General features: G+C 42.4%; 7 protein-coding genes. 1 reads left to right on the top strand and 6 read right to left on the bottom strand.

Annotation, left to right across the window (positions count from 1 at the left end; all coding sequences use genetic code 11):
• Positions 1 to 244 precede the first annotated feature (244 nt).
• The 5 genes from B3B27_RS09465 to trmB form a co-directional block, all read right to left on the bottom strand.
• On the bottom strand, positions 245 to 1,954 hold the full coding sequence (locus B3B27_RS09465) for a hypothetical protein (RefSeq protein ID WP_238867665.1): 1,710 nt from the start codon (positions 1,952 to 1,954) through the stop codon (positions 245 to 247).
• Positions 1,955 to 2,059: 105 nt separating this feature from the next.
• The gene (locus tag B3B27_RS09460; RefSeq protein WP_286832580.1) at positions 2,060 to 5,047 is read right to left on the bottom strand and encodes a tetratricopeptide repeat protein; all 2,988 of its coding nucleotides are present in this window, start codon (positions 5,045 to 5,047) and stop codon (positions 2,060 to 2,062) included.
• Positions 5,048 to 5,061: 14 nt separating this feature from the next.
• Positions 5,062 to 5,625 carry an NUDIX hydrolase gene (locus B3B27_RS09455; protein WP_286847328.1) on the bottom strand — a complete coding sequence of 188 codons (564 nt, stop codon included), beginning with the start codon at positions 5,623 to 5,625 and terminating at the stop codon, positions 5,062 to 5,064.
• An 80-nt stretch (positions 5,626 to 5,705) separates the two neighbouring features.
• Positions 5,706 to 6,815: an Mrp/NBP35 family ATP-binding protein gene (locus tag B3B27_RS09450; protein WP_286847326.1), complete on the bottom strand. Its 1,110-nt coding sequence runs from the start codon at positions 6,813 to 6,815 to the stop codon at positions 5,706 to 5,708.
• Positions 6,816 to 6,848: 33 nt separating this feature from the next.
• On the bottom strand, positions 6,849 to 7,586 hold the full coding sequence (gene trmB / locus B3B27_RS09445) for a tRNA (guanosine(46)-N7)-methyltransferase TrmB (protein WP_238867661.1): 738 nt from the start codon (positions 7,584 to 7,586) through the stop codon (positions 6,849 to 6,851).
• A gap of 372 nt (positions 7,587 to 7,958) precedes the next feature.
• Here trmB and gdhA point away from each other — a divergent pair, with 372 nt between their 5' ends.
• Positions 7,959 to 9,296 carry an NADP-specific glutamate dehydrogenase gene (gene gdhA / locus B3B27_RS09440; RefSeq protein WP_238867660.1) on the top strand — a complete coding sequence of 446 codons (1,338 nt, stop codon included), beginning with the start codon at positions 7,959 to 7,961 and terminating at the stop codon, positions 9,294 to 9,296.
• Between the two features lie 348 nt (positions 9,297 to 9,644).
• On the opposite strand, the gene B3B27_RS09435 is transcribed toward gdhA, so the two are convergent.
• Positions 9,645 to 11,003: an ATP-binding protein gene (locus tag B3B27_RS09435; RefSeq protein ID WP_238867659.1), complete on the bottom strand. Its 1,359-nt coding sequence runs from the start codon at positions 11,001 to 11,003 to the stop codon at positions 9,645 to 9,647.
• Positions 11,004 to 11,547 lie beyond the last annotated feature (544 nt).

The raw sequence follows: 11,547 nt of genomic DNA, 5'->3' as shown, positions 1-11,547 counted from the left end.
TTGTAAACAAGAAGGAAGAAGTATTAAAAATAGTTTTGTGCGACGTTTAACCCCCCAGTGTTTATGCAACAATACAACAGCATATCTGCAAAGTGATTTGCTTCGATTAAGAATTGTTTGTTGAAAAAGATGAGTCTGCCCCAAAAGCCATTAATATCGAAAAAATATTTATAATGTGCAGATAAACAATATATAATATGGCCCTGTCGCAATGAGATAGGCTTTTCGTACGGGATTCAAAAGATCAAAATTTAAACGTGAAACCGCCCGATGCATTAATGCTCTGTGCCGGGTGCCCATACCAGATATCGAACTTTTGCGACAAGAGGTTGTTTACCCTTGCATTAACGGAAAAGGCATCGGTGATATCGTAAACGGCTCCCACATTAAGATCATTGATATTATCCATTTTTAGATTTGCACCGTCGAAATAGGACCATCTGTCTCCGGCCAGGTAATAGTTAAGTGTAAGGTTCAGGTTGCTCAGCAGATCAAGCGATGCACGAATATCAACTTCAAAACCTGGCATATTGTAGGCTCTGGCATCATTTATCAGTACATCGTTAACCGTTAAATCGTTTACTTCATAGAAGTTTTTTTTCAGCCGCAATGAAAAATCCAGAGGTGACCATATGTTGCCTTGTATTATTCCACCGAAGTGAGAATTTGACAAACTCCCATACACAGGCTTAAGCACCTCTTTATATGGGGATGTTGCCATTCCGTCAACAATATCCTGTCCGTTCAATAGCAGAAAATGTTCATCGTCAGTTTTTTTGTATCCTGCGAAAATATCGAAACGAAACCCGCTCACTTCACCTATTTTTGCTCCTGCGTTAAAGTCGATAAGGGTGAATGATGGTATTACATTGTCATATGGTTGGATGTATCTCGATTCGCTTATCATACCGGGGAATGTGTTGCTTCTGATTCCTCCGTGAACAGTTGCGTAGAGTGAAGAGTGATCAGTTACCCCCCAGTGCAGTTTCACGTTTGGCACAACGCGTATCTTTGTACTGCCTGATATTTGAAAAAGCACATCGGCTCCCAGTCTTGCACTGCTGTTAATGCCGGCAAAGGTGATGTATGGGGCCGCGTTGACAAGGGTGAAGTCGTCTAAATTGCCATTATAAAAGGTGGTGAATAACTTCCCATCCACACCCACTTTGCTTCCAGCGCCTCTGAAAGGTTTGTCGAAACCGGCAATCGCGTTTAACTGTGTCCCTTTTATTCCTTTCGTGTCGACGGTTTCAGCGAATCTGGTGGAGAAATTTTTGAAATCTATCTCACCTCTATAATTTAGTATGTCTGATTCATGCGATTTGATTCCAATTATTGCATTCAAAATGCCCAGTCGCTGATTTTCATTATTGTAAAAGCGGGTATCACCGAATGTATTTCCATAATAGTTGAATGTGGAGTTCAAGTATGAAAGCTGCATATTAAATGTGAGAGCATCAGCTATATGTCTGAATCCAAGCCAACCCCGGTTATCCATGAAATAGGCATTGCTACCGGCCGGATTTACATCCTGCAGATAGTTGATATCACCATTGGTGGAGTTATGATGAAAAGTGAAAGAAAAATCATTTTTCTCGTCTTCTACCAGGCGGTACCCAAAAACTCCGTCCATATTGGCGTAATTGCCTGCGTTGAATCTGATAAATCCTTTTTTCATGTTGTAGGGTATCGCCGTCATTATGTTTCCAGGTGCAGGTAGTGCAATCTCCAGGGGAGGAGTGGTGCGCCCTGCCCAGGTGGAATAGTTGGTGTTGGCCTTTTGAACGGCAGGTTCATGCAAGGCAGGCAGCGAATTTATTTTGTCCGCATCAAACAGTGAGGGTGTGAAGTCTCGCTCCAGTTCCATCTGTCGCCTAAGTAGAGAATCCTGTGTTTGTGCAAATATTCCTGAAGATAATGACAAAATTATTATTGTGAAATATATTTTTCTCATACTATCTGTTTTTTTTATTTTCATTAAGTTTCTGACTTTTGGACATATATAATCCGGTCAATCTGAAAAGTTAGCAGATCTGCATTATTTTTTTAATCCCGGTTTTTATTTAAGTCTCTCATCTATCATTTGACTGATATCAGCCTCACCACCCTTATAATTGGTTCTTAAGCTCTCAAGGTACTGAAGTGCCTGGAACCTATCTCCTTTGGCCATATAGGTGTCCGACAGAACAATAAGAGCACGGGCCATCCAGTATTGATGCGGAGTGCTTTTCTGCATAAACTCTTTCACCTGTGCTTCTGCCCGGTCATACGACTTCCAGCGGTAATAAGTGTCTGCAATGATAAACTGAGCTTCGGCGCCATAGATACTGCGCGTATCCTTTGCAATGAACTGGAAGTCGGCCATTGCATTGTCTGTTTCATTTATCTGCTGATATGCTTTTCCCCGCAGATATCTTGCTTCGGTAACCGTTTCTGCTGAGAGATTATTTCCGGCAAGCAATTCTGTTGCTGCACGAACTGCTTCGTGATAGCCTCCCAGTTGCGATTGAGCGCGTATAACGCCCATTTGCCCAATTTGTTTGTTTGTAGCATTCCTGGCTGAATTAGCTAACCTTGAATAGTCTGCAAGCGCCTGACGTAAATTGCCGTTCTTATACTCTGTCTGAGATGTGTAAATAAGTGCATTGTCGAGAAATTTCACATTGCTTGCATCAATTACTTTTCGGAAATGAGTCAATGCCTGTTGCTTGTCCCCCTTTTCGTCGGCAATCACCCCGAGGTAATAATTGGCATCGCTGCTGTATGCTCCGTTAGGATAAGACTGCAGATACCGGGTCATTGCCAGTTCTGCATCTGTACGGTTGCCCCGCATATATACATTTTCGGCAGCGAGGTAGGTGAGGGAATCCTGGCGTGAGGGAGTGATACGCATTCCACCCGGAAGCGAGTTCGCATATCTTACGTATGAGTCAATATCGTTTATTTCACGATAGACCGTCTCCAGTGAGACCAGTGCATTACGTGCATCATCTGAACCCGGGAAATTAGATATCACATTTTTGTAGGCGGCTATGCTTTGCTGATAATTGCCGCTATTGTAATACAGTTGCCCCAGTTGCACCCCTCCTTGTCCGGCGATCGGGCTTTTTGGGTAATCGGTAACCAGTTTATGTAATACAGTTATGGCTTCGTTCTCCCTGTTAAGCATGGTAAGGGCGCGACTTTTTTCATATAGCGCATCATCGTAATACTGTGAGTTGGGATAGCGGCGTATAAGGTTGTCCAGAGCTTCAATTTTTCCCTGGTAGTTGCGTTGCAGTCCCATTACAAAAGCACGCTGATATGAAGCATAATCAGCAATATCGGGGTTTGCAGTTGCAGCCTGTCCGTAATAGCGTTCTGCTTCACTGAAATTGCGGTTAAAATAGTGACTGTCACCCACACGATTCATTGCGTCGGCGTACTCTGGCCTGTTGCGGTTGGTTTCGGCAGAGATATATTGCATAAAAGCATTTGCCGCCTGAATGTACTGTTGTTGTTTGAAGAGAGCATAACCCATACCGTACCACCCTAAAGCATAGTTCTCGTCTGATGATATTGCATTCTGCGTAAATTGCCGGAAGTCGTTTACCGCGTTGCTGTAATTTCCTATCCGGTAATATGCTTCTCCGCGCCAGTAATATGCGCTGTTACGCGCTTTAACATCGTAGTTGCCTAAGCTAATGCTGTTGTTGAAATGCTGTACTGCCTGGTTCATATTTCCGTTGATAAACTCTTGTGCTCCCAGCTGGAAGAGAACCATCTGTTTCGCTTCCATGATACGGCGCCCGGGGTTCTTGATGCGGTTGATGGCGTTAATGGCTGCCGTGTAGTCCTTTGTTGTGAGAAATGTTTCTGCAAGTATATTATTCACCTGGCTGATATACTGTGAGTTGGGGTATTCGCTGAGGAAATTCTCGAACAGAGTGATGGATTCGCTGAATACCGAAAAGTTGGTTTCATGTGCCAGCAGGGCATAGTTGAAGAGAGCCGTCTCACGCACCTGAGGGTCATAATTGTCGCGTGTAGCTGCCTCGAAAGCCATCTGGGCCTGCTGTTTCTGATTCATTTTTAGATAAGTGTGTCCAAGTTGAAGCTGCGCATTTTGTGAAAGAGCGTCTGGCTCACCTACAGCTTGCTGGAACATATTTACCGCATCGTTGTATTTACCGGTATCGGAATAGGATAATCCCATAAAATAGGCATCGCCCCTGAGTGGTCTGTTGTTGCCGGCAATATACTTCTCGTAAAAAGTAATGGCTCTGGATGGCTGTCCCTGTCTGTAATAACTATTGCCTAATACACGGTACATCTCAGAAACATGTTCACTTGACGGATATCTGCTAACAAAAGCTTCCGACAGCTTGATGGCATCGTTAATCTCACCATCGAAAAAGGTAGCCTGAGCAGTATAGAAGGCCACCTCTTCCTGATATTCCGGATTATTTTTTAATCGCTCAAAACGGCGCAAAGCTCCTGAATAGTCTCTGTTGATATATTCGATATAACCGAGATAAAAATTGGCTGCATCCCTATATTTGTTGCTGTTTTGTGACAGCAATCCGAAATATCGCCTGGCCTCTTCTTTGTTTCCCGACTGCAACTGTGTGTATCCGGAACGGAAGCTGTAATCTTCCTGTTCCGTGAGAGTCAGATAATCAAGATCGGTAAGTCCGAACCATATTCCGGCTGTTTCCCAATCTCTCTTATCGTAATAATACGATCCGATAAGAAAATTTACCTGATGTCGATGTATGGTTTCAGGGTATTTCGTTAGAAATTCTTTCAGTATGTTTCCGCTGGTTTTGTTTCCGCGGTGGAACGACGATATGGCAACCATATATGCTGCTTCTTCTTTCAGGTATGAATCGTTGCTTAATGTGGCAAACCCGGTCAGCAGCTCTTGCGCGCCTACCCAATTACCCTCGAGAAACATCTCTTTACCCTGGTTGAACAGTACTTCCGGATGCGTGTGGTACACTGTTTTTTGTGCCATTGAAAACTGAGTGACAAGTGCAAGGGTGAATAGTAAGATGATTTTTTTCATATATTCAAATTTTTTTACCGTGATATGCTATGCTGTACATTGTCAGATGTACCTCTTTTCCTTTCTGACCGCAATTTTTCAACTCCTTTTCGAATAGACAGGAGCCCAAAATCAGCGGGTTCTAAATCTTTTAACTTTATGAACAGTAGTTCCGAAACATCATCCTGTGCTTTTAATTCGTTGAAATCTTTCATGTTACATCTAAAAAAGAGGTCTACGGTTTGCACTTCAAAGTCCGAATATACGTAAATATTCGGAATGGAAAAAAGGTATTGTTGAGAAGTAACAAATAGGCCGGTCTCTTCGTTCACTTCACGGGCAATAGCCTCTTCTGCCGTTTCATGCATATCGATGAAACCTCCGGGGAGGTCAAGCGTTCCTTTAGCCGGATCTTTTGCCCTGCGTGCTACCAGTATTTCGTCCTGCTTATTTTCTATAACCGCCACCACTGCTGCCGATGAGTTGAAATAATATACAAAACAGCAATCGAAGCACTTCTTCGACTTTTCATTGTTTTCGATAAACCGTTTTGAACCGCACCTGGGACAAAACCGGAATTGCTCAAGTGGATGTTTCATGAATAATTATATGGTAATGTGCTAATAGGAATATAACGGAAATTCCATATTGGAGGTTCCGGTTTCCCGGCATATTGATCTTATTTTCGCGTTATCTCTACTATCCCTGTTTTAGGGAGCTCCCTGTTTCTCTTCTCTACAGCTTGCACCAGATTGTCAGCCAGTTCGGAGAAAGCAATCCCTGTGATACTGTCGCTGTGCAATGCTACTGGTTGGCCATCATCGCCTCCCTCTCTTATGCTCTGGACGATGGGGATCTGGCCTAACAGTGCATAACCCTGCTCTTCGGCCAGCCGTTTACAGCCCTCTTTCCCGAAAATATAATAGCGGTTTTCCGGTAGTTCTGCCGGAGTGAACCATGACATATTTTCCACTAACCCAAGAATTGGCACGTTCACCTTGTCGCCGGTGAACATGCTGATACCCTTGCGGGCATCGGCCAGTGCCACCTCTTGCGGTGTACTCACAATAACAGCACCTGTAATAGGTACCGTTTGTACGAGGGTGAGATGTATATCGCTTGTTCCTGGAGGAAAATCTATTAGAAAATAGTCCAGCTCTCCCCAGTCCGCATCACCAATGAGCTGCTTAAGCGCATTGCTTGCCATCGCTCCGCGCCATACAACCGCATCTCCCTTATTTACAAAGAATCCGATAGAAAGCATCTTAACTCCGTGATTTTCAACGGGGACAATCAAATCGCGCCCATCCCTTTTCTCCAGCATGGGACCGGCATCCTCCACTCCGAACATCTTTGGTACTGAGGGCCCAAAAATATCGGCATCAAGCAGTCCTACCTTATATCCTTTCTGAGCCAGAGCCACTGCAAGGTTTGTGCATACCGTACTTTTTCCGACTCCTCCTTTACCTGAGGCGACTGCAATAATATTTTTCACGCCCGGCAACAAGTCAGGCAAGTCCGGACGTGGTGGCTGCTTTGATTTCACGGATATGTTTCCCTTTATGTCGATGTCTTTGCCGGCATATGTAAGGATGGCTTGTTCAGCCATTTTTACTACCGATTTAATAAATGGGTCGTGTGCTTTCTCTGTGATGAGCGAGAAGCTCACTTTCATGCCTTCAATGCGGATGTTGTCTTCCACCATCCCGGCAGAAACAATGTCCTGTCCCGTGCCCGGGTAACGCACATTTTTCAGTGCATCAATAATGAGTTGAGGATATATTGTCATAATTCAATTTGCCTTTTGAGGCTATTTTTATAATTATAATCGGGCGTTGCGGCCGAAACTGCGATACTCATCTTTTTCAATTTCAACATCAGGTTCACTCCATTCCCGGTCTTTAGGGCATTCGAACCTGATATATTTGATGTTTAAACCGCGCGATAGCCATTGTTGTTCATAGAAAGTCTGAATTTCCAGAATATCATTGTTTAGGCCTGAATGGTACAGATCGTCCGTTTCGAAAAGAAGTTCAAGACCGTTCTCTTTAATCATTGCCTTGGTATAGGTGTATAAAAAATTGCTGTCCGTCTTCAGGTGAATAATACCGCCTTCATTTAATACACTGCTGTATTCCTTCATAAATCGGGTTGAGGTAAGTCGTTTGTTAACCTTTTTCATCTGAGGGTCGGGAAAAGTGATCCATATCTCCGAGACCTCGTTCTCGCTGAAAAAGTAACTTATCAACTCAATATGGGTACGGATAAAAGCCGCATTTGTGAGGTTTTCTTCCAGAGCACAAGTAGCACCTTTCCACATTCTGGCACCTTTGATATCGATCCCGATAAAGTTCCTTGCCGCGAACTTACGTGCCAGCTCTACTGTATATTCACCTTTGCCACAGCCCAGCTCAAGGACTATTGGATTTTTGTTGCCAAAGTAGGTGTACCACTCTCCCTTAAGGGGGAAACCTTCATCTCTCAACACCTCGAAGGGGTATTGAAATACATTACTATAAGTGGCCATGTCTGCAAATTTGGCCAGTTTATTTTTTGCCATTCAAACTGTTTAAATTCAAAAGTTCAATTGCATTAATTGTTTTTCTGCAACACCACAACCCGAATGAATTCGTCTTCTGTATGTCGCTTAATGAAAAAGTTGCTCTTTAGGGCGTAAGCCAAGTTTACTTTGACTATGCTTATTTAGCTTATCGCAATAGTTCCCTAAAATTGGATATTTGCTCATAAAGACATCGTTCATGTTTGCTTGAACAATGTTTATTTGACTTAACGCAAATAGTGCACCACAAAAGTAGCATTTATATGTTAAAAACAGAAAGTTTTTTTTCTATAAAAAAGTTGCAATAAAATATCAATATTCCAATTTAATCTATACCTTTGCTAAGCAATACCTAATAAAAACCTCTATAATATGAAAGTAAATGACATAATGACAAAACTTGAGGCGAAACATCCGGGCGAGTCAGAGTACCTTCAAGCCGTGAGAGAAGTATTGATATCTATTGAGGATGTGTATAACCAGCATCCTGAATTTGAAAAAGCGGGCATTATTGAACGTATCGTGGAACCCGACAGGGTGTTTACATTCAGTGTGCCCTGGGTGGACGATAACGGTAAAGTTCATGTTAATATCGGATATCGTGTACAGTTTAACGGAGCCATAGGCCCGTATAAGGGTGGTATTCGTTTTCACCCCTCAGTTACACTTTCTTCACTGAAATTTTTGGGATTTGAACAGACCTTCAAGAATGCACTTACCACGTTACCAATGGGCGGCGGCAAGGGTGGGGCGGACTTTTCTCCAAAAGGGCGTTCACAATCTGAGATCATGCGTTTTTGCCAGTCTTTTGTGATGGAGTTGTGGCGCAATATCGGCCCTGACACCGATGTCCCTGCGGGAGATATCGGCGTTGGAGCGCGTGAAGTGGGCTACATGTATGGCATGTATAAAAAGCTGGCAAGGGAACATACCGGCACCTTTACCGGAAAGGGGATGTCGTTTGGTGGTTCGCGATTACGTCCGGAAGCTACGGGATATGGGGCTCTCTATTTTGTAGAGAAGATGTGTGCTACCCACAACATCAGCTTGAAAGGGAAGACCGTTGCAGTGTCAGGCTTTGGAAATGTAGCATGGGGTGCCGTGAAAAAGGCAACTGAGCTGGGTGCCAAAGTCGTGGCTATCTCCGGCCCAGACGGTTATATCTACGATAGAGATGGAGTTAATACACCTGCGAAGATTGAATTCATGCTTGAGCTACGCAATTCAGGAAATGATATTGTGGCTCCATATGCCGATGAGTTTTCCGGTGCAACATTCTATCCCGGCAAAAAGCCATGGGAACGTAAAGTAGATATCGCTCTGCCTTGTGCTATTCAGAACGAGTTGAATCTGGAAGATGCAAAACGTTTGAAAGATAATGGTGTTACTATTGTTGCAGAGGTCTCGAATATGGGTTGTACTGCCGAGGCGGTAGAATTCTTTCTTGAGAATCAAATGCTTTTTGCACCCGGGAAAGCAGTTAATGCGGGTGGTGTGGCATGTTCGGGGCTTGAGATGACTCAGAATGCCATGCATATCTCATGGAGCAACGAGGAGGTGGACCGATGGTTACACCAGATAATGAGCGATATCCATGAACAGTGCATATTCCACGGGAAAAACGGGAAATATATAAACTATGTGAAAGGTGCTAATATTGCCGGTTTTATGAAAGTGGCCGATGCCATGTTATCACAGGGTGTAGTATAAAACATATCAATACTATTAATATAAAGATCATGAAAAGAGGGTGAATCGCATACAAAGTGATTTCACCCTCTTTAATTTTATTGGATTTTTAATGCCGAAATTCCTGCATTTTCTAACCAGATAATTTGAAAATATATCTATTCTGTTGATATATAGTGAAAAATTGTCAAACCCTTGTTTTTCTCGAACAATATGGTTACAAAAGAACGGGATTTCAGGTTATCAAACTAGACGGAAAAATTCTTTATAAGGCATCCGACATTAACCGGTTGTTGTAAGAAAATTACTATCCGGCTTTTGACGGATAAAAAGTCGAGACGAAGGCTCTAACAATAGAATGAATTTACATCATTTAAGCAATTCAAAAATCTGCTCGGGTGTGAAAATATTCTCACCTGATTTTTTGTTGCTTTTCAGGAAAAGCACAGGAATAACCTCTTTATTTTTGACTAAATGGGTTTTCTGTACTTTCTCTTTGATGGTTTTAAACAGATATTCGGTATTCTCATTGTCCGACCACTTGCATTCTCCCACGAGCAGACTTTTGCCATCGGTTGATTCGGAAACTACGTCAAATTCCATTTGTTCATCGCGTGAAATGCTTCCCCACCATCGTGATGCCAATCCGTAGCGTTTTCCTTTGAATACTTGTCCGCTGATTGCTTTACGGCAAAGGTTTTCCCAATGCCAAGATACATAACTGTTAAAACGTGCCGAAATCTCTTCCATCACGACATCGGTACGTCCCAATTCAATTAACGAACGGTTGGGAACAACAAATCGGAAATAAAAATTCATAAATGGGTCAGCTACTTTGTAGAGTCCTTTTTTGCTTTTTTTGGGATTGTCTCCGTGTGGTATTTCACGTTCAATATAGCCCAGTGTAATCAACCTGTCTAACGGCCCGGAAAGGCTTGTGGCAGGCTTATTTGCCCTTGCGGCAATTTCTGAAATCCGGTTTGCGCCGTTTCCGATAAGTGACAGCAGTGTAGATGCTTGTACAATATCGCGCATATCGTCGATAAATAACCGGTAAGGCTCCTCATATAACGTGCCTTGCGCATTGAGCAGATTATACCTTATTGATTCCTGCAACGAGTTGCTTTGTAAGCGGATTTCCCAATATCTTGGTACGCCGCCCCACACGGAATATTCTTCAACAGTTCCAATGGGCGTACCATCCAATAACTCATGAAGATATGTAATACCGATGGGTAAGATCTTTAGAACTTGATTGGCACGCCCATAAAGAGGCGATGTGCTGTCAAGTGCCAATCCTTGCATTAACTGTTGTGATGAACCACAAATAATAATATTGTATTTGAGCGTTTTTGCATCAATTATTTTTTGGAGCAGCGAGGGCAGTTCGGGCGAACTTTTTGCTAAATATGGAAATTCATCCAAGCACAATGTAAATCGATTTGTTGCCCGATGATTTAATCCATCGAACAACGCTTCCCAATCCGGGTATATAGCTCGGTCAAAACCTTCAAACCGCATGCCGATTTCTTTCGCCAACAATTCAATTTGGTGCGCCCGCTCTGTTTGATCTGCCATGTAATAGACGTCGGCAGGGGAAAGCACTTTTTTTATCAACGTTGACTTTCCGATGCGCCGTCTTCCATATACTACCACAAAGGATGGAGATTGACTGTTTATAGATGCCGAGAGCCGCTCTTGTTCTTCTATTCTGTTTACAAATTTCATATCAAAGAATAATTATGCAGCACGAAAATAATGTTTCTACTCCATAATTCAAAGCAATCTTAATAAAAAAGCGAAAAAAATATACTTTTGATGTGTACGGTGGTAAATAATATGTAAAGTTATTATTAACTGGCACGGCGTGATTTGTAAGTTATACTGCTTTTATTAATCAGTCTGCTCCGTAAAAATCAAAATATCAAATACGATTACTTATATTACATTGAATATGAATATGTGTTTTAGATCGTTTACCTCTGAGTTTAAAATTGCCGTCGTTTGAAAGCGAACTTGACCTTTATGAAAGTTCTTCTATCTATGTCAATTTTAGTTATTTTAAGTAATTATTTTATTGAATTTACTTCGAATTAATTGGGTACTTAACATTTATTGATCTATAATTACATTTTCAACTGCAAACAGCCAATAATTATCAATGAGGTTATTATTTCCTCTGATCACTTCCCGGTACAGGAACCGAGAACCCCTTCATTTCCATTTTACCGATATTCAGGTCGGCAGGGGTATAATCGAGCGGTGCCGCAGT

It is taken from the genome of Proteiniphilum sp. UBA5463, assembly GCF_002427225.1.
GTDB classification, from domain to species: domain Bacteria; phylum Bacteroidota; class Bacteroidia; order Bacteroidales; family Dysgonomonadaceae; genus Proteiniphilum; species Proteiniphilum propionicum.
This window is presented reverse-complemented; position numbering and strand designations above follow the sequence as displayed.

What these genes read in the sequence shown, in the direction of transcription:
- B3B27_RS09465 (WP_238867665.1), bottom strand. Translation starts at nt 1,954, where the DNA reads ATGAGAAAAATATATTTCACAATAATAATTTTGTCATTATCTTCAGGA.
- B3B27_RS09460 (WP_286832580.1), bottom strand. Translation starts at nt 5,047, where the DNA reads ATGAAAAAAATCATCTTACTATTCACCCTTGCACTTGTCACTCAGTTT.
- B3B27_RS09455 (WP_286847328.1), bottom strand. Translation starts at nt 5,625, where the DNA reads ATGAAACATCCACTTGAGCAATTCCGGTTTTGTCCCAGGTGCGGTTCA.
- B3B27_RS09450 (WP_286847326.1), bottom strand. Translation starts at nt 6,815, where the DNA reads ATGACAATATATCCTCAACTCATTATTGATGCACTGAAAAATGTGCGT.
- trmB (WP_238867661.1), bottom strand. Translation starts at nt 7,586, where the DNA reads ATGGCAAAAAATAAACTGGCCAAATTTGCAGACATGGCCACTTATAGT.
- gdhA (WP_238867660.1), top strand. Translation starts at nt 7,959, where the DNA reads ATGAAAGTAAATGACATAATGACAAAACTTGAGGCGAAACATCCGGGC.
- B3B27_RS09435 (WP_238867659.1), bottom strand. Translation starts at nt 11,003, where the DNA reads ATGAAATTTGTAAACAGAATAGAAGAACAAGAGCGGCTCTCGGCATCT.